Here is an 18421-nt window from a genome sequence, read left to right as displayed (position 1 = left end):
ACCCGTTACCGGTCATCGTGACGAATTATTGCTTGTTGGCCGCCTGAAACTTGCGCAGTATTTCATTGCCGCGTTTCACCGCCTCGTCGAGCGCGGTTTTGGCGTCTTTCTTGCCGGCGAACACGCCTTCCAATTCCTCTTCAATCACTTCGCGGCCTTGCACGAAGTTGCCAAATCGCAGGCCCTTGGAGTTGGCGGTGGCGGCCTTGTTGTTCAGCGACCTGGTGGCCAAGTCCATGCCGGGATTCTTTTCGTAGAACCCGGATTTCTTCGTCATTTCGGCGGCGGCCAGCGTGATCGGCACATAGCCGGTGCTGGTGTGCCAATCCATCTGCACTTCCGGCCGGGAGAGGAAGGCAAAGTACTTGGCGACGCCTTTGTATGCGTTGTTGGTCTTGCCACCCATCACCCAAAGCGAAGCGCCGCCGATGATGGTATTTTGCGGCGCGCCCTTGACGTCGTCGTGATACGGGATCAGGTTGATGGACCAGTCGAACTTGGCGTTGCGCTTGATATTGGCAATTGCGCTGGTGCTGCCGGTGAACATGGCACATTCGCCGCTGTAGAATTTCGAGTCACCCTGTGTGGTGCGGCCGGCGTAGGTGAACGTGCCTTTTTTCGACATATCACCCAGCATGGTGATGTGCCTCACGTGCAGAGGCGAATTGATCTGGAACTGTGTGTCCAGTCCGCCAATGCCGTTTTCCAGCGTGCCGATCGGCACGTTATGCCAGGCGCTGAAATTTTCGATATGCAGCCATGACGGCCAGCTGGTGGTGTATGGGCAGGCGTGTCCTGAAGCCTTGAGTTTTTCCGCCGTGGCGACAAACTCCTTCCACGTTTTCGGGACTTTCGAGGCATCGATCCCGGCTTTCTTGAAGGCGTCCTTGTTGATGTAGAAAGCGACCGAGGAACTGTTGAACGGGAAAGACAACATATTGCCCTTGCTGTCGGTGTAATAGCCCGCAACGGCCGGCAGATAAGCCTTGGAATCAAATGGTTCGTCGGCGTCCTTCATCAATTGGTACACCGGTTTGACTGCGCCCTTGGCTGCCATCATTGTCGCGGTTCCGACTTCGAACACCTGCAGTATGTGTGGTGCATTGCCGGCACGGAAAGCGGCGATTGCGGCGGTCATGGATTCCGGATAGCTGCCCTTGAACACCGGCACCACCTTGTAATCTTTCTGGGAGGCATTGAACTTCGTCGCCAACTCGCCCACCTTGTCGCCCAGCGCACCAGTCATCGAATGCCACATCTGGATTTCGGCCTGGGCATGGGCAGCGGTCGCCACTACGGCAAGTGTGACACTGGCAATCAGACGCAACGAAGCAGTTCTTAACATGCGGATCTCCTCAAGTTCTTGGTGGATTGTTCAGGGGATGGGAAAGACGGTGCAAAGGCGGAGCAAAGATGCAGTAATGGAGGCCGCTATTGAGATAGGCCAAATGATCGGGAAATAGCGTCAATCGCCAATTTACTTGTTGTTTATTACTGTAACTTTACTCCAACATTCCATTAGTCACGAAATTATCCTCCCGAAAGTGCGGCGACAATGAGGACCTCATCGCGCGGTTTCAGGCGCGCTGCCAGTGATCGCTCCAACTCGGCATTGACGAACAGCTTGATATGCGCGCGAACGCTTTCCTGTTCGTCGATCATGCGAAAGCGGATGCCGGGATGTTGCCGGTCGAGATCATGCAGCAATGCGTCCAGAGTCTGCCCGACGCCTGTCACCTCGCGCACCCCGCCTGTGTACTCGATCAAGGGCGTGGGTAAAGTCACTTTCACAGGGTATATGCCTCTACCGAGTAGATATGCGGCAGGTGCAGCATCAGGCAGTGCCATTGGCTGCCCTCGTCAAAACTCGCCCAGACCTCGCCGCATGTGGTGCCGAAATACAACCCAACTTTCTGTTGCTGGTCGGCACTCATGGCCTGACGTTTGACGGTGAACCACGCGTGTGCGGCGGGTAGTCCCCTGGTTTGACGTTTCCAGGTGGCGCCTGCATCTCGAGAACAATAAACCGCCGGTTTGCCGGCCACCGACATGCGCGGCCAGACAGTTGTGCCGTCCATGGGAAATACCCACAATGTCTTCGCATCACGCGGGTGCAGGGTCATCGGAAATCCAATATCGCCGACCTCTTTGGGCATATGTTCGCCAATGCGCTGCCACCGATTGGCGGCGCGATCCAGCTTGTAAATGCCACAATGGTTTTGCTGGTACACCACATTTTTTACGGAAGGGTGCATGCGCATGCAATGCGGGTCGTGGCCCCACTCGGCGTTCGGGTCCGGCAGAAAGTCCGCCACGCAGCCGCGGTTTAACGGCCTCCACGTTTCACCCCGATCGAAGCTTTCGAACACACCACCCGCGGACATGCCGATCATCAGGTGTTTCGCATCGAACGGATCGACATTGATGGAGTGCAATATTGCCCCATCCGGCGGCGCTTCCTGCGAGCCACCCAGCCATTTTGGTCGGTCTGGATGCAAGTTAAATCCATCGACGCTTTGCCACGTCACCCCATCGTCTCCAGAACGGAACAGTCCGTGCGGCGAGGTACCGGCATACCAGACTTGGGGTTCCGATGAATGTCCCGGCGTGAGCCAGAACACATGCGCCACGGACCAGCCGTAATCGGGCTGTTCGCGCTTCGGAAACGCCGGCGGGGATGCCGCTTCCTTCCACGTCTTGCCGGAATCGGTCGAGCGAAACACAGTTGGCCCCAGGTGCCCTGCTCTTGCCGCCGCCAATATCGTGCCGGTGCGCGGGTTCATCACCGCATGATTGACGATCTGGCCAAGGAAATGCGGCGCATCACCTGTATTACCATTAACGCGCCACTTTTCGCGCTTGCCATCCCCTTCAAGAATGAACAGGCCTTTGCGCGTACCGACCAGCAAAAAAGTGCGTCCCGGTCTGCCGGGTCTGGATGAAGTAGCCATGTCGCCTTCCTCCTCTGTCATGAAGTGTTGCGGAAATTATTTTACGCGCGCACCGCCTGGTATACCGTCGGGTTTGGCATCACTGCCGTGTCACCAATCGTGATTGCCTGCTGCAAGGCGACGACCGCAGCTTCCGCGGCAGCTGTCGTGCTCGCATGGATGAACGCCAGCGGCGCGCCTGCCTTGACCGTCTCGCCCAGTGATACAAAATCGGTGAGTCCGACAGCGAAATCGATGGCATCTTCCGCACGCCGCCGTCCGCCACCAAGACCGACGACGGCCATGCCGAGCGCGCGCGCATCCATGTCGGCAACGATGCCATCGCGCAGCGCCGGTACCGGTACAGTTACCGGCGCCTGCGCAAGATGCTTGTTCGGGTTCGTCACCAAGTCCGCCGGACCACCAAGCGCGGCGACCATGCGTTCAAACACTTCGGTCGCACGACCGTTCTCCAGTACGCGCATCAGCGCCTGTCTGGCGAGCGCATCGCCGGCGAACAAGCCGCAATGCACCAGCAGCTCAACAGAGAGCGCCAACGTAATCTCATGCAGGCGCGTCGGCCGCGATTTTCCTGTGAGATAGTCGATCGCGCAGCGCACCTCGATTGCGTTGCCCGCGCAGGGCGCCAAGGGTTGGCTCATGTCGGTCAACAATGCAGAGGTCGTCACACCGGCACCGTTGCCGACGGCAACAATGCTTTCCGCTAGTGCGACCGATTGTTCAAATGTCGGCATGAATGCGCCGGAGCCGACCTTGACATCCATCACCAGCGCGTCAAGTCCGGCGGATAGTTTTTTGGAAAGGATCGAGGCGGTAATGAGCGGGATCGATTCCACCGTCGCCGTCACGTCCCGGGTCGCGTATATTCGCTTGTCGGCGGGCGCCAGATCGGATGTTTGGCCGATGATCGCCACACCGACATCCTTGACCACCTGCTGAAATTTTTCGATGGGAACACTGGTCTGGTAACCAGGAATGGCATCGAACTTGTCGAGCGTGCCGCCGGTGTGTCCCAGGCCGCGTCCCGAGATCATCGGTACGAATCCGCCGCATGCCGCCAGCATCGGTCCCATCATCAGCGATACCACATCGCCGACGCCACCCGTGGAATGCTTGTCGATCACCGGGCCGGAGAGATTCAACGATTTCCATTCGAGCACCCGGCCGGAATCGCGCATGGCGAGGGTCAAAGCCACCGCCTCATTGCGCGTCATGCCATTGAAGTACGTCGCCATCGTGAAAGCCGCAATCTGGCCTTCCGTGACTGACTCGTCGGTGACGCCGCGAATGAAGTCGCGAATATCTTCCACGGTCAATGCATGGCCGTCGCGCTTTCTGCGGATGAATTCCTGGGGCAGTAGCATGTTCTTCAGTATTTCAAACTGAGGAAGATACCGGCAATCGTCGCACTCATCAGGTTTGACAATGTTGCGGCCGCGACCACACGCAGCCCCAGTCGCGCCACATCGCCACGCAGATGTGGCGCGATGCTACCGAACGCACCGGCCAGGATGGCAATCGACGTGAAGTTGGCAAACCCGCACAGCGCGAAGGAGACAATGGCCAGCGTGCGCGGATCGATGACTGTGAGCCCGGCAGCAATCACCTTGGCCTCCGGTTGCAGATAGGGCGCGAGGCCGACATACGCAACGAACTCGTTCAGGATAAGCTTCTGGCCGATGAGATTGCCCGCAAAGGCCGCGTGATCAGCGGAAACACCGAGCATGTAAGCCAGCGGTGAAAACGCCTTGCCGAGCAAGGTTTCCAGATTCACCCCGCTGAAACCCATCCAGCCGGCAACACCACCCACTGCACCATTCAGCAGGGCAATGAGGCCGATGAACGCGAGCAACATCGCGCCGACGTTGACCGCGATCTTGAGGCCCAGCGCCGCGCCACCGGCCGCGGCTTCAATCACGTTGGCCGGACGCTTTTCTTCAAACTCAAAACGGTCGAATCGAATGTCGGAGGTCTCGGTGCTGGGATAGATGAGTTTGGCAAAGAGCAGCCCACCGGGAATGGCCATGAACGAGGCGGCCACCAGATATTCCACTTTGACGCCGAGCCCGGCGTAGCCCGCCAATGCCGCGCCGGCCACACTCGCCATGCCGCTGGTCATGATTGCAAATAACTCCTGCCGCTTGAGCTGGCTGATGAACGGCTTCGCTGCCGCACCCATCTCGTTCTGCCCAAGGAAAATTGTGGTCACCGCGCAAAAAGATTCGATCTTGGATACGCCCAACAATTTTTGGAAAATCATGCCAAGAATGGTGATGATCCAGCGCATGATGCCCAAGTAATACAGTACGGCGATCAGCGCCGTGACAAAAATAATGGTGGGTAGCACGCGCAACGCGAAGATGAATCCGCCGCCGCCAAATACTTCAAACATCTTGCCGGACACGAGCCCGCCAAACAGGAATTCCGTTCCCTTGAAGCCGAACTCGAGGACGTGGGTCACGCCGCCAGCAATGCCGCCGAGAATGTCCTTGCCGATCGGCACAAACAGCACGAACGCACCGATGGCCATTTGCACGGCGAGCGCGGCCAGCACCGTGCGCCAGCTGATGGCCTTGCGATTGTATGAAAGCAGGAATCCGATCAGCACCAGAATGCCTACACCGATCAGACTGCGGAATGTCTCCGTCATTGTTATTGCTCCTCCACGTTGATGCGGAATATTACAGCAGGGAGGAGTTACGGCATTTGATAGAAAAACTCCAGCACTGGCGCGGCGTTCGAGGCTTTTTTGGCCTGGAAAGCGCGCCAGTGCTGGTGTTTGTAGAATTCAGTTAAGCAAGTCAAGGAAAGGAATTTGCTGGTTTCGCATGCGAAAACAGTCGAAAGAAATTCGCCGTCGTCGCCTCCCCCACTTCCTCCACCGAAATACCCCGCAACTCCGCAATATGTTCCGCCACAAACCTTATATACCCCGGCTGATTCATCTTGCCGCGAAACGGCGTCGGCGCCAAGTACGGCGAATCGGTCTCGATCAGCATCCGGTTCAGAGGTACATGCTTCGCAACCTCTTTCAAATCCTTGGCACTCTTGAAGGTGACGATGCCGGAAAATGAAATATGGAAATTCATCGCCATCGCCGTATCGGCAATTTCCTGGGATTCTGTAAAGCAATGCATCACACCTCCGACCTCGGCGGCGCCCTCTTCCTTCATCAGCTTCAGGGTATCGGTCGATGCATTTCGCGTGTGGATTATGAGGGGCTTGCCGGATTGCTTTGCCGCACGGATATGAATACGAAAGCGCTCGCGCTGCCATTCCAGCGGCTCAGGCAAGCGGTAGTAATCAAGCCCGGTCTCGCCGATGGCAACGACCTTCGGGTGATCGGCCATTTGCAGCAACTCTTGCAGCGTGGCTTCGTGATCGTCCACTTGCTCATCTGGATGCACGCCGGCAGAGCACCACATGTTCTCATGGGCTTCAGCGACAGCACGCACCGCCGGAAAGGTTTTCAGCGTGGTTGAGATGGTCAGCGCATGCGTGACGCGATTTTCCTTCATCAGGCGCAGGACGGCGTCGCGATCCGCGGCGAGTTCAGGAAAATCCAGGTGGCAATGGGAGTCGATGAACATGCCGCCATTATCGCAGCACAATCCTCCGTCGTAGTTGCGCATCATATTTCGACGCATACCGGGAACTTCAGTTTCGCTTGGCGCCCCAGTCGCAAACGACGATCCGCAAGGAAATTTTGCATCGGATGTTCACGGACTCGGGAAAAGGGTTACCCTAATCACACCGTATCGTATTCTATTGCGACCACCCACCCGAAAGGAACGCCAATTGGCCAAACCTAACTACGACTTTGCAAAACGCCAAAAAGAACTCGCCAAAAAAGCGAAAAAAGAAGAAAAACGCCTGCGCAAATTGGCCGCCGGCGAAGCACCGGACGCAGAAGATGCCCCGGAGTCACCCGACGCACCTCCCGACGAAAGCACACCTGCGCCTCAAGCCTAGGGGAAAATCGGCGTTACCGCCGCCCGGTATAATCGAGCCATGAGAAAACTCGACTCCCTCTGCCTTTTTTGCGGCTCCAGTTCCGGGGCCAATCCGGTTTACAAGTCCGCCGCCCACCACTTCGGCAAAACACTTGCCGAACGTGATATTCGCCTGGTTTACGGAGGTGGGAGCGTAGGTTTAATGGGAATCGCCGCCGACGCCTGCATGGCGGCGGGTGGAAAGGTGATCGGCGTTATCCCGAAATTGCTGATGGAAAAGGAAGTCGGTCACAAGGGCATCACCGAAATGCATCTGGTAGCCAATATGCATGAACGCAAAGCCCTGATGACCGAGCTGTCCGACGGCTTCATCGCCCTCCCCGGCGGGTACGGCACACTGGATGAACTGTTCGAAGCGCTTACCTGGCTACAGCTTGGCTACCATCGAAAACCCGTCGGGCTGTTGAATGTGGATGGTTTCTTCAACCATCTCGTCAGCTTCATCGATCATTCGCGTGATGAACGTTTTTTGCGCGATGTGCATCGCGATTCATTGTGCGAGGATGCGGACCTCGGCCAGTTGATCAACAAGCTGCGCGCTTCGGAAGTGCCTGATGCGGGCAAATGGCTCGATCAGGCGAAATTCAATTTGAGCGCGACCTGAACGCGCGGCATTAGAGTGTGGCGGTCGGCCGGTCAGACTTGGCTACCGGCGCCAGGAGCCCTTCAATTTTCTTTTTCAATTCCTTGCCGACGTCATTATCCGGCAGGCGAATGCCGATTCCCTGCGGTCGATTGCCCTGCGCGTGCGGCGGATTGATCCATGCCACGATCCCCGACATGGGAATCTTGGTTGGCTCTTCAAGGAATGTCAGGACCACCAGGATTTCATCTCCGAGTTGATGCGGCTTGGTGGTCTGAAGGAACAGTCCACCGCCCTTCAGCAAGGGCATCCACGCCGCATAGAGCGCGCTCTTTCCCTTCAAATTGAGGGAAATGACGTCTGGTCGCTTGATCGGCGAGACGCTACTGGATCCGGTGGTGGCGCGGTCTGCACTCATTTTGCGATGCTATCGAATGGCATTTGAGTAGGATATTAGCAACTGTTCCAGCAAAAGTCTCGCATTCAGCGGGTGGTGAATGCTACGCCGGGCCTGGCGCAATTGCGACTCATAGCGAAAAAGTGCCGGCAAATTCACCCGCGTCGCGATTCGGGAAAGCGCCGTTTTCTGGTCGCGATGATGCCGCACGTCACCGGTAAATCGCGACAACACCAAATCGCTTACCCATGTCTGCAACCAGGTAAGGACACTCACGGGATCGGCTTTCTCAAACGCCTGCGCGGCAGCGAGATAGTCGGCATTGCTGTCGGACAACACGCGCACGAACGCAATGCGTTCTGCCTGGTAGTTGTTGTCCGCGAACGCAATGGCATCCAGTGGGGCGCCGCCGGCTTGCGCAAGCGCCGTGGGAGCGTCGGCAATTCCTTGCGCCTTCAGCCATTGCAGCGCCGTTGCCTCGTCGGGTGACGGCACCATCAGCCGCTGACATCGGCTCCGGATTGTCGCCAGCAGGCGGCCAATGCGGTCGGTGACTAGCAGAATGACGGTGTGCGGTGGTGGCTCTTCGAGCGTTTTCAGCAATGCATTGGCGGCGGCGGGATTCATCGCCTCGGCCGGGTGCACCAGCAGGACGCGAAATCCGGCGCGGTGTGTCGTCAGCGTCATGAATGCGGCGATATCGCGAATCTGCTCGATCTTGATTTCCTTGCTTTTCTTCTTTTCCTTTGCTTCGGGATCCACTGGTGCGTCGGTGTCAATGTCGTCGTCACTCATTGACTCCGGAAGCAACTCGCGAAAATCCGGGTGATTGCCTTCGCGAAACCAGCCGCAAGCCGGGCATTTTCCACACGCAATGCCGCTTTCCGGCGATTCGCACAACAGCGACTGCGCCATCGCGCGCGCGAATTCGATCTTGCCGATGCCTTGCCTGCCGTAGACCAACATGGCGTGCGGGAGCGTCTCACGGCGTGCCAATAACTCCGTCAATGCCGCGCGATGCCAGGGCAGGATATCGATACTCATGCGGCGGCTTGCGACGCCAGAAGCGCCAAGTATGAAGCGAGTTCTGCCTGGATTTCCACAAGGCCGCGCGCCGAGTCGACGACCTTTATTCTCCCCGGAAATCGTGCTGCCCGTTGCAGGTACGCGCCGCGAACATTCGCGAAAAATTCATTTTGCTCGCGCTCAAACTTGTCGGGGTGGGCGGTGCCTTTTTCCAGGCGCTCGCGCGCGACGTCCAGTGGCGCATCAAAAAGGAAAGTCAGATCCGGTTGCAGATCCCCGTGCACCCATTCCTCAAGTGTCGCCACCCGCACTTCCGAAAGGCCGCGCCCACCGCACTGATAGGCGTAGGTGGAATCGGTGAAGCGGTCGCACACCACCCACGTGCCCTTTTGCAGAAGCGGTGCAATGACCTCCAAAAGCTGCTCGCGTCGCGACGCAAACATCAGCAGTGCTTCGGTATCACCGTGCATTTTTTCATTCAGCAGCAGGGTGCGCAGCTTCTCTCCGAGCGGCGTTCCGCCGGGTTCGCGCGTGGTGTGGGTTGCGTGCCCGAGCGTCTCGATGTGGTCGGCGATAAATTTCAGATGCGACGATTTACCGGCACCGTCAATACCTTCCAGAGTGATGAATTTGCCGGCCATCCAGTTTTTCCGTTGAATCTAGCGTCGCAGCTGGTATTTGGCGACAGCGCGATTGTGTTCGTCCAGCGATCGCGAAAAATAGTGGCTGCCATCGCCCTTCGCAACGAAGTATAGCTTGTCGGATTGTGCAGGTCTGACGGCGGCCAGCAACGAAGCCTGGCCCGGCATCGCAATGGGCGTTGGCGGCAGGCCGTCGCGGGTATAAGTGTTGTATGGTGTATCCGCGGAAAGGTCGCGTTTGCGAATATTGCCGTCGAAGTTCTGGCCCATGCCGTAGATCACGGTCGGATCAGTCTGTAGACGCATCGGAATCTTCAGGCGGTTGGTAAACACGGATCCAATCAGTGGCCGCTCCTCCGCCTTGCCAGTCTCCTTTTCGATGATCGAGGCCATGATCAGCGCCTGGTATGGGCTGCCGTAGGGCAAATTGGCGTCACGTTGCGCCCATGCGTCGGCGAGTTTCTTCTGCATCGCCAGATAGCTTTTCTTGAACAATTCGAGATCGCTGATGCCCGCGGCAAAACGGTAAGTGTCAGGAAAAAACAATCCCTCCGGGTGCCCCTCCGTGGCACCGATCCGTTTCAGCACCTCCGCATCCGGCAAATCTTTCAACGTGACCTTGATATCTTTGGTCGACTCAAGTTGACTGCGCATTTCCGCAAACGTAATACCTTCGACAAAGGTCACGGTGACGGGAATGACGTCACCGTCTATCAGCTTTCGCAGCAGTTCAACCGGCGTAACCGGCTTCTCCAGACGGTAGTTGCCGGCCTGAATACCGGTGGCCTGGGTGATGCGCCCCAGCAACCAAAGGCTCTGCCCATCTGGCAGCAAACCGGCCTCCGCCAGCTGGCGCGAAAGGGCCTTCAAGGATGCGCCGGGGCGGATGGTGAATTCAAACGGTGCAACAGGCAACGGAAGGTGATAGTTGGCAAAAACATACAGCCAGCCCGCTGCAGCAATGGCAGCCGCGAACACGAGCCCAGTGACCACGAGCAAGGAGCGCTTCATCGTTTCCGCACGGCCACGTTCAAGAAAAGCCTAAGCGAATTTCTTGACGACAATTGTGCCGTTTGTGCCGCCGAAGCCGAATGAATTCGAAAGCGCCACGTCGATCTTCATTTCCCGTGCCATATTGGCGCAGTAATCGAGATCGCATTCCGGATCCTGATTGACGATATTGATGGTCGGTGGCGAAATCTGGTGATGAACCGCGAGCGTAGTGAATACCGCCTCGATTCCTCCCGCGGCACCCAGCAGATGCCCGGTCATGGACTTGGTTGAATTCACCACCATTTTGTACGCGTGATCGCCAAAGGCGGCCTTCAAGGCATCGGTTTCATTCTTGTCGCCCAGCGGCGTGGAAGTGCCATGTGCGTTGATGTACTGAACCTGATCGGCGTTGACGCTGCCGTTACGCAACGCCGCCAGCATGCCACGACGTGGTCCATCCATGCTTGGCGAAGTCATGTGATAGGCGTCGGCACTCATGCCCATGCCGGCCAATTCGCCATAAATGCGCGCACCACGAGCCGTGGCGTGTTCATACGATTCCAGGATCAAAATGCCCGCGCCTTCGCCGAGCACGAAACCATCACGGTCCCGATCCCAAGGCCGGCTGGCGGTTTCCGGCGAATCGTTACGCTCCGAGAGCGCTTTGATCGAGCAGAATCCACCGATGCCGGACATGCTCACACAAGCCTCAGCCCCGCCGGCAATCATCACTTCCGCATCACCGTATTCAATGAATCGTGCCGCCTCACCGATACAATGCGTCGATGTTGAGCAAGCCGACACCATCGACACGTTCGGCCCCTTCAAGCCGTAGTGAATGGAGATCATTCCGGCGACCATGTTGACAATCGAGCCCGGCACAAAGAATGGAGAAATACGGCGCGGCCCCTTGTCAATCATCTCGCGAATATTATGTTCGATCATCGGCAAGCCACCGATCCCCGAACCCACGTTCACACCGATTCGCTCGGCATTTTCGTCGGTTATGACCAGGCCCGCATCATCGATTGCCATTTTGGTCGCCGCGACGCCGTAGTGGATGAATGCATCCATGCGTCGCACTTCCTTGGCAGACATCCAGTCGGCCGGATTGAAGTTTTTCACTTCACCGGCAAAGCGGGTTGGCAACATGGACGCATCAAAATGCGTAATGGGCCCGATTCCGTTACGACCATTGATCGCGTTATCCCACGCCTCCGCAATACCATTTCCTATGGGCGAGACAATACCGAGACCCGTGATAACTACGCGTCTTTTTGACATGGCTGGTGAGGGAGAAGTTAGGGTGCGAAAGAATAAAATGGCCGTCGCGCTGGCGAACGGCCAATATGAGGCAAGCTATTTCTTCAGGTTCGCGCTGATGTAATCAACCGCTTGCTGGACGTTTGTAATTTTTTCGGCAGCCTCGTCGGGGATTTCGGTCTCGAACTCTTCCTCAAGCGCCATGACGAGTTCAACGTTGTCGAGCGAGTCCGCGCCCAGGTCTTCCACGAACGACGAATCGTTCTTGATGTCGGCTTCGGCGACGCCGAGTTGTTCCGCCACGATTTTCTTGACGCGCGCTTCGATGTTATCCATTTACTGCTTCCTCCAACAGGGGTGAAAAATTGAACAGCGTTATTTTACCAAATACTGCGACTGCAATTTACGATTCGGCAGGTCGGACAAATTCCCCACCGCAATGCCTAACCCATATGCATGCCACCATTGACGTGAATGGTATTGCCGGTTACATACGATGCGCCCGGCGATGCAAGATAAAGCACGGCTTCGGCGATATCCCTGACGTTGCCCAGTCGGCCCAGCGGCACATTCTCCACTAATTTTGCCACCTGCGCTTCTGCGAGCGACTTGGTCATGTCGGTTTCAATAAAACCGGGTGCCACGCAGTTGACGGTGATATTGCGGCTTCCGACCTCGCGAGCAAGCGCCTTGGTAAAGCCGACCATCCCCGCTTTCGCCGCGACATAATTTACCTGGCCTGGATTGCCCATGAAACCGACCACGGAACCAATATTGATTATGCGGCCGCCTCGCGCCTTCATCATGCCCTTGATCACCGCACGTGACAGGCGAAATACGGAGGTCAGGTCGGTATCAATAACCTCCTGCCAGTCTTCATCCTTCATGCGCATCAACAGCGTATCGCGAGTGATGCCGGCGTTATTGACCAGGACGCCTACAGCGCCGAATCTTCCTTCAATCGCCTTGATGACCGCGTCGCATTGCGCCGTGTTGGTTACGTTCAACACCATACCCGCGCCCTGCCAGCCAGCGTCATCAATCAGTCTTTGAATGGCCGTTGCCCCCCCCTCAGAAGTCGCTGTGCCGACAATAGTGGCGCCTTCCGCGCCAAGCGCATGCAGGATAGCCGCGCCAATGCCGCGCGAAGCGCCGGTAACCAGCGCGATTTGTCCTTCGAGGAGTTTCATGGCGGCTCCGTGTTAAAGATTATTGACGCGTTGCCGCGATCGCCGCTATCAGCGAGACGGAATCGGTGACGGCGAGGCAGTTCAGGTTCCTGTCGATACGCTTGTTCAGGCCGGTCAGAACCTTGCCGGGCACGCATTCGACAACGCTACTCACGCCCTCGGCCGCGATGACCTGAATCGTTTCGATCCAGCGGACCGGGTGAAACAACTGCTCGAACAGCGCGTATTTGATGTCGGCGGCAGTCGCGAATGACTGCACATCCGCATTCTGGATGACCGGCGTTGCGGGGACGTTGCAAGGCACACTCTGCAGGTAGGCGGCCAATTTTTCCGCCGCCGGGCGCATCAAGGTGCAATGCGAAGGCGCGCTCATCGGCAACATCAGTGCGCGCTTGGCGCCATGTTCCTTGGCAAGCGCCATGCCGCGTTCCACTGCCGATTTGTGGCCGGCAATGACGATCTGCCCGGGCGCATTCAGATTCACCGCTTCCAGCACCTCGCCATGGGCGGCATCCGCACAAACAGCGCGAATCTGCTTGACGTCCAGGCCCAGTATTGCCGCGATGCCACCCGTGCCTTCCGGCACTGCTTCCTGCATGGCCTGCGCGCGATAACGGACCAGTGGCAGCACATCTGCAAAGGTCATCGCGCCGGCTGCGACCAACGCGGTGTACTCGCCCACGCTGTGGCCGGCATATTGGGCTGCCTGACCACCTCCCGCTTCCTGCCAAGCGCGGAATGTGGCCACGCCAGCCGTGAGCATCAGCGGCTGGGTATTGATCGTTTGATTCTGTGCTTCAGCCGGCCCTTCGGTCGCCAGCTTCCACAAATCGACGCCAAGAATGTCCGAGCCTTCCTCAAACGTCCGCTGCACGACAGGCATGTCCGCAAAACCCGCCATCATGCCAATCGATTGCGATCCTTGGCCCGCAAAGACAATGGCGAATTTGGACATTTGTCGCGTTACCATTTCAACAAGGCCGCGCCCCAGGCAAAGCCGCCGCCAAGCGCTGCAAGCAGGACGTTATCACCCGCCCGGATTTTTCCTTCGCGCACTGTAACGTCCAGCGCCATCGGGATCGACGCGGCAGACGTGTTGCCGTGGCGATCCACGGTTACCACCACTTTTTCGTCCGGTAAATCGAGTTTCTTCGCCGCGTGCATGATGATGCGACGGTTGGCTTGATGGCAGATGAACCAATCGATCTCGTCGGGCTGCATACCGTTTGCGTTCAAGGCCTCCCAAGCGACTTCTTCAAATGCCTTGACAGCGAACTTGTAAACGCCGCCGCCTTCCATGGTCAACATCGGACTTCCGCGCACTTTTCCGTTCTCGACGGTCCCCGGTGTGCACAACATATTCCGGTAGCTGCCGTCAGTGTGCAGATGCGTCGTCAGGATGCCGGGTGCGTTGGAGGCTTTCAGAACAACTGCACCGGCGCCATCCCCAAACAGCACACATGTGCTGCGATCCTGCCAGTTCATGATGCGCGAAAATACCTCGGTGCCAACCACGAGCGCGCACTTGTACGACCCGCCGCGAATGAACTGGTCTGCCGTCGCCAGACCAAACACAAAGCCTGAACAGACCGCCTGGATATCGAATGCAACACTGTGCTTGATTCCCAGTTTGTCCTGGAGAATGCAGGCCGTTGAAGGAAACACCATATCGGGCGTGGACGTCGCAACGATGATCAGATCGATCTCGCTTGCGTGCACGTGCGCCGCATGCAGGGCGCGCTTGCAGGCCTCCAGCGCCAGATCGCTCGCGTTCTGGTCATCTGCCGCGTAATGGCGCTCACGGATACCTGTGCGAGAGACGATCCACTCGTCATTGGTGTCGACGACCTTTTCGAGATCGTGGTTGGTGACCACGCGATCCGGCAAATAACTACCGGTACCGATGATGCGAGAAAAGCTCATATGGCAATCGCTTCCATCATCGGTTTTTGCGGCACCATCAAACCTTCCGCGTGGAGGCGTTCGATCTCTGTGGTAATCAAGCCCAGCAACCCATGCTCAACCTCAGTCGCAGCGCGGCTTAACGCATGGGAGAAAGAAAACGCGTCGGCAGAGCCATGACTTTTCACCACCACGCCCCGCAAACCCAACAACGCAGCGCCATTGTATCGCCGGTGATCCATGCGATGGCGGAATCGCCGGATGACGGGAAGGGAAATCGCGGCGGCCAGCTTGCTATAGAGGCCGTTCGCATATTCAGCTTTGAGAAAGTCACCCATCATCTTGGCCATGCCTTCGGATGTCTTCAGCATGACATTGCCAACAAACCCATCGCATACCACGACGTCTGTAGTGCCTTTGTAGATATCAGTGCCTTCAATATTGCCGAAAAAATTGAGGTGGCTGGCCTTGAGCAGTTCGCCCGCCGCCTTGACACTCTCATTGCCTTTGATGTCCTCGGATCCAATATTCAGGAGGCCTACCGTGGGATTCTCTTTGCCTTCGACTGCGGTGCACAGCATTGCGCCCATAATCGCAAATTGCAGCAGGTGCTCGGATGTGCACTGCGCGTTGGCGCCAAGGTCAAGCACGTAAACGACACCGTGCCGCGTCGGCAGCGCCGCGCAAATAGCGGGCCGGTCGATGCCAGGCAGGGTCTTGAGCACAAATTTGGCGGTACCCATCAGCGCGCCAGTGTTGCCGGCCGATACGCATGCGTGCGCATCGCCGGATTTCACCAAGTCAATTGCAATGCGCATTGAGGAATTTTTCTTATTGCGAATTGCCGAGCGAATATCTTCGTCCATACCGACAACTTCGGTGGCTTCGACGATCTTCAGCCGCGCCGACTGCCGCCCCACCACATCATCGGAGTGGGCGCGCTTGAGTTCGGCTTGAATGACCTCCGGCTTGCCGACCAGCAACACCCGGCAGTCGTTTGAACGACCGAGAAATTGCATTGCCGCCGGAATGGTTGCCGATGGGCCGTTGTCGCCGCCCATCGCATCGATTGCTATGGTGGTCTGCATAGATTAGAAAAGCCTCCTCCTCAGACTTTTCTTGCAGTTTACCTTTTGATATTTGACGCTGCGCGACGCGGCTTATTCGTCAGCCTTGGTCTTGATGACCTTGCGACCGCGATAGTAACCAGTCGGGCTGATGTGATGACGCAAATGTGTCTCGCCCGTGGTAGGTTCGACTGCCAGCGCCGGCATGGCCAGGAAGTCATGCGCGCGATGCATGCCACGCTTGGACGGGGATTTTTTGTTCTGTTGGACTGCCATGATGTTTCTCCTTAATCAAAATACGTCAAATTTAATCTATCTGATTCGTCTGTTGTCGCGCTATTTTCGTTTCAACTCTGCAAGGCCAGCAAAGGGGGAAACTCTCGCATTTGGTGCATTGTCTGGTGTGCCTGCATTGGCGCTTGCAAACCCTTCCCGTTTGCCAGGTGGCTGTGGACTTATAGCCAAAGCAGATGGCAAATCGAGCAGAATCTCTTCTTCAACCCGTTCCATCACATTCATCTCGGGCCAACAAACGATGTAATCTTCATCTTCGGATTCCAGTTCCAGCGGAGGTAACCCGGATTCGTCCCTGACCACCACCAAACTGCTTTCAATCGCCAGATGATGCTTTGTCGGCTTCAGGTTGGCCGGATCAGTCACCAAAAACCAACCTGAAATTATACACTTAATGCACCGCTTCTGGCTACCACCAAGCTCCGAGACTTCGCGGCCGGACAGTGCATACCGGATTTCACCGTCCGCACCTGCCAAATATTCTGCCAACCGCGTGAGTTGTCCGGGGGCGTAAGTACCCGAAATAGACTGCATTTGACGGGTAAATCGTTCAACCTGGATGATCTCGGACATTCGGAATATGGCTCTCTGGTGGGTCGCCATGATATGATTTTGCCGACAAAAAGTCAAAAAGTGATTGATTTTGAAGAAGAAAATTATCCTGGCATCGACCTCACGCTACCGCGCGGAATTACTGCATCGGCTGCAAATCCAGTTCGAAGTTGCCAGACCGAACGTCGATGAGTCACCCCTGCCGAATGAAAATCCTGCGCAAACAGCGGAACGACTCTCAATGGCAAAAGCCCGTAGTGTCGCGAAAGCGTTCCCCGGAGCGCTGATAATCGGTTCGGACCAGGTCGCTGAGTTGGATGGTGCGCCCATCGGCAAACCCGGCAATGTTTCGACTGCCCGCCTGCAACTACGCCTTATGCGCGGAAAGTCACTGGTTTTTCACAGCGGAATCGCGCTGCTCAATACCGAAACCGGAAACGTGCAGTCATCGATTGTCCCGACCACCGTGCGCTTTCGGCAGTTCTCGGACGCAGAAATCGAACATTATCTCAAACACGAGGACGCGCTGGATTGCGCCGGAAGTGCCAAGTCGGAAGGACTCGGCATTGCCTTGATAGCGGAAATGCACAGCGCTGATCCAACGTCTCTTGTCGGTTTGCCGTTGATTACACTCGCCAACATGCTCGATAACGAAGGCTTTGGTGTTCTGACATGAACACAAACAAGCGCGGTACCTTGTTTCTCATTCCGGTGAACTTGTCCGAACCCTTCGCACCCGGCGTGATCCTGCCTGAAGAAGTGATCGCCATTGCTTTGCGGCTGGACTTCTACATTGCCGAAAATGCGAAGACGGCCCGTGCATTTCTGAAAGCACTGGGTGTCGCACGACCGCTACAGGAAGTGTCGATACGGGAGTTGAACACCCGCACAGACAAGAGTGAATTAGCCGAATTGCTCCATCCCCTGCTGGCGGGAAACGATGTTGGTCTGGTATCGGAGGCTGGCGCACCGGGCGTCGCCGATCCCGGCGCCACGATTGTTGAATTGGCGCATCGCCAACACATCAACGTCATGCCGCTGGTGGGGCCTTCGTCCATTCTGCTCGGACTCATGGCCTCCGGTCTCAATGGCCAGAAATTCGCCTTCCACGGCTATCTGCCACAGGAAAAGGTCGCGAGAATCAAGGCCATCCAGGAACTGGAACAGGAGTCCCGGCGCCGCAACATGACCCAGATGTTTATTGAAACGCCATATCGCAATCATGCCTTGCTGGGGGATTTGATTGCTACGTTGACACCGGCGACGCGGCTATGCGTCGCAAGCGATCTGACAGGGCCAACGCAAACCATCATTCAGCAACCGGTTGCCGCGTGGCGCAAGGCACCAATCGATGCGCGCAGGACTCCAGCGATGTTTCTGTTGCTAGCCTAACAGCCTGCGGGGCCAGGCGGAATACCTGAATCACAATGAAACCGGTAGCGCTTTTGCGCGTCGGCACGCGACAATTTCGCCGTTGCGTATGTGATGCATGTGAACCAGCGCTGTTTCGCGCAAATAGTCGCCCTATCCCGGGGGCCGGACCGCCGCT

Annotated in this window: 22 protein-coding genes; 4 read left to right on the top strand and 18 right to left on the bottom strand. The window is 57.0% G+C overall.

Annotation, left to right across the window (positions count from 1 at the left end; translation table 11 throughout):
* Positions 1 to 25: 25 nt before the first annotated feature.
* The 6 genes from ugpB to IPP88_06405 all read right to left on the bottom strand — a co-directional run bounded on the left by ugpB (position 26) and on the right by IPP88_06405 (position 6541).
* A complete protein-coding gene (gene ugpB / locus IPP88_06430) occupies positions 26 to 1345 on the bottom strand; it encodes a sn-glycerol-3-phosphate ABC transporter substrate-binding protein UgpB (GenBank protein MBL0122370.1) in 1320 nt (439 codons plus the stop codon).
* Positions 1346 to 1530: 185 nt separating this feature from the next.
* Complete coding sequence (locus IPP88_06425) at positions 1531 to 1791, bottom strand: MoaD/ThiS family protein (GenBank protein ID MBL0122369.1); 261 nt, start codon at positions 1789 to 1791, stop codon at positions 1531 to 1533.
* Positions 1788 to 2951: an exo-alpha-sialidase gene (locus IPP88_06420; GenBank protein ID MBL0122368.1), complete on the bottom strand. Its 1164-nt coding sequence runs from the start codon at positions 2949 to 2951 to the stop codon at positions 1788 to 1790. The genes IPP88_06425 and IPP88_06420 overlap by 4 nt, the downstream gene beginning before the upstream one ends.
* Positions 2952 to 2992: 41 nt before the next feature.
* A complete protein-coding gene (gene deoA / locus IPP88_06415; GenBank protein ID MBL0122367.1) occupies positions 2993 to 4315 on the bottom strand; it encodes a thymidine phosphorylase in 1323 nt (440 codons plus the stop codon).
* 5 nt (positions 4316 to 4320) lie between these two features.
* Complete coding sequence (locus IPP88_06410) at positions 4321 to 5601, bottom strand: NupC/NupG family nucleoside CNT transporter (GenBank protein MBL0122366.1); 1281 nt, start codon at positions 5599 to 5601, stop codon at positions 4321 to 4323.
* 151 nt (positions 5602 to 5752) lie between these two features.
* Complete coding sequence (locus tag IPP88_06405; GenBank protein MBL0122365.1) at positions 5753 to 6541, bottom strand: TatD family hydrolase; 789 nt, start codon at positions 6539 to 6541, stop codon at positions 5753 to 5755.
* A 208-nt stretch (positions 6542 to 6749) separates the two neighbouring features.
* Here IPP88_06405 and IPP88_06400 point away from each other — a divergent pair, with 208 nt between their 5' ends.
* Both IPP88_06400 and IPP88_06395 read left to right on the top strand, forming a co-directional pair.
* Positions 6750 to 6923 (top strand): hypothetical protein, encoded by a 174-nt coding sequence (locus IPP88_06400; protein MBL0122364.1) that lies wholly within the window; start codon positions 6750 to 6752, stop codon positions 6921 to 6923.
* 39 nt (positions 6924 to 6962) lie between these two features.
* On the top strand, positions 6963 to 7568 hold the full coding sequence (locus tag IPP88_06395; GenBank protein MBL0122363.1) for a TIGR00730 family Rossman fold protein: 606 nt from the start codon (positions 6963 to 6965) through the stop codon (positions 7566 to 7568).
* Positions 7569 to 7578: 10 nt separating this feature from the next.
* Here IPP88_06395 and IPP88_06390 read toward each other — a convergent pair whose 3' ends face one another.
* The 12 genes from IPP88_06390 to IPP88_06335 form a co-directional block, all read right to left on the bottom strand.
* Complete coding sequence (locus IPP88_06390; GenBank protein ID MBL0122362.1) at positions 7579 to 7965, bottom strand: pilus assembly protein PilZ; 387 nt, start codon at positions 7963 to 7965, stop codon at positions 7579 to 7581.
* 9 nt (positions 7966 to 7974) lie between these two features.
* Positions 7975 to 8988, bottom strand: coding sequence for a DNA polymerase III subunit delta' (gene holB / locus IPP88_06385; GenBank protein MBL0122361.1), 1014 nt, complete (start codon positions 8986 to 8988; stop codon positions 7975 to 7977).
* Complete coding sequence (locus IPP88_06380; protein ID MBL0122360.1) at positions 8985 to 9611, bottom strand: dTMP kinase; 627 nt, start codon at positions 9609 to 9611, stop codon at positions 8985 to 8987. The genes holB and IPP88_06380 overlap by 4 nt, the downstream gene beginning before the upstream one ends.
* Before the next feature lie 18 nt (positions 9612 to 9629).
* A complete protein-coding gene (gene mltG, locus IPP88_06375; protein ID MBL0122359.1) occupies positions 9630 to 10622 on the bottom strand; it encodes an endolytic transglycosylase MltG in 993 nt (330 codons plus the stop codon).
* Between the two features lie 30 nt (positions 10623 to 10652).
* Complete coding sequence (gene fabF / locus IPP88_06370; protein ID MBL0122358.1) at positions 10653 to 11888, bottom strand: beta-ketoacyl-ACP synthase II; 1236 nt, start codon at positions 11886 to 11888, stop codon at positions 10653 to 10655.
* 75 nt (positions 11889 to 11963) lie between these two features.
* On the bottom strand, positions 11964 to 12203 hold the full coding sequence (acpP, locus tag IPP88_06365) for an acyl carrier protein (GenBank protein MBL0122357.1): 240 nt from the start codon (positions 12201 to 12203) through the stop codon (positions 11964 to 11966).
* 107 nt (positions 12204 to 12310) lie between these two features.
* On the bottom strand, positions 12311 to 13057 hold the full coding sequence (fabG, locus tag IPP88_06360) for a 3-oxoacyl-ACP reductase FabG (protein ID MBL0122356.1): 747 nt from the start codon (positions 13055 to 13057) through the stop codon (positions 12311 to 12313).
* A gap of 19 nt (positions 13058 to 13076) precedes the next feature.
* Positions 13077 to 14012: an ACP S-malonyltransferase gene (gene fabD, locus IPP88_06355; protein ID MBL0122355.1), complete on the bottom strand. Its 936-nt coding sequence runs from the start codon at positions 14010 to 14012 to the stop codon at positions 13077 to 13079.
* 8 nt (positions 14013 to 14020) lie between these two features.
* On the bottom strand, positions 14021 to 14980 hold the full coding sequence (locus tag IPP88_06350) for a ketoacyl-ACP synthase III (protein ID MBL0122354.1): 960 nt from the start codon (positions 14978 to 14980) through the stop codon (positions 14021 to 14023).
* Complete coding sequence (gene plsX, locus IPP88_06345; protein MBL0122353.1) at positions 14977 to 16047, bottom strand: phosphate acyltransferase PlsX; 1071 nt, start codon at positions 16045 to 16047, stop codon at positions 14977 to 14979. Before plsX ends, IPP88_06350 begins: the two co-directional genes overlap by 4 nt.
* A 72-nt stretch (positions 16048 to 16119) precedes the next feature.
* Positions 16120 to 16302, bottom strand: a complete 183-nt coding sequence (gene rpmF / locus IPP88_06340) for a 50S ribosomal protein L32 (GenBank protein ID MBL0122352.1) — start codon at positions 16300 to 16302, stop codon at positions 16120 to 16122.
* Positions 16303 to 16362: 60 nt separating this feature from the next.
* On the bottom strand, positions 16363 to 16893 hold the full coding sequence (locus tag IPP88_06335) for a hypothetical protein (GenBank protein MBL0122351.1): 531 nt from the start codon (positions 16891 to 16893) through the stop codon (positions 16363 to 16365).
* A 70-nt stretch (positions 16894 to 16963) separates the two neighbouring features.
* On the opposite strand from IPP88_06335, the gene maf reads away from it, so the two are divergent.
* Positions 16964 to 17548: a septum formation inhibitor Maf gene (maf, locus tag IPP88_06330; protein ID MBL0122350.1), complete on the top strand. Its 585-nt coding sequence runs from the start codon at positions 16964 to 16966 to the stop codon at positions 17546 to 17548.
* Complete coding sequence (locus tag IPP88_06325; protein ID MBL0122349.1) at positions 17545 to 18264, top strand: SAM-dependent methyltransferase; 720 nt, start codon at positions 17545 to 17547, stop codon at positions 18262 to 18264. Before maf ends, IPP88_06325 begins: the two co-directional genes overlap by 4 nt.
* The last annotated feature ends 157 nt before the right edge of the window (positions 18265 to 18421 follow it).

It is taken from the genome of Betaproteobacteria bacterium (assembly GCA_016720925.1).
GTDB lineage: Bacteria > Pseudomonadota > Gammaproteobacteria > Burkholderiales > Usitatibacteraceae > UKL13-2.
Note: the sequence above shows the minus strand (reverse complement) of the source record. Positions and strands in the feature narration are given on the sequence as shown.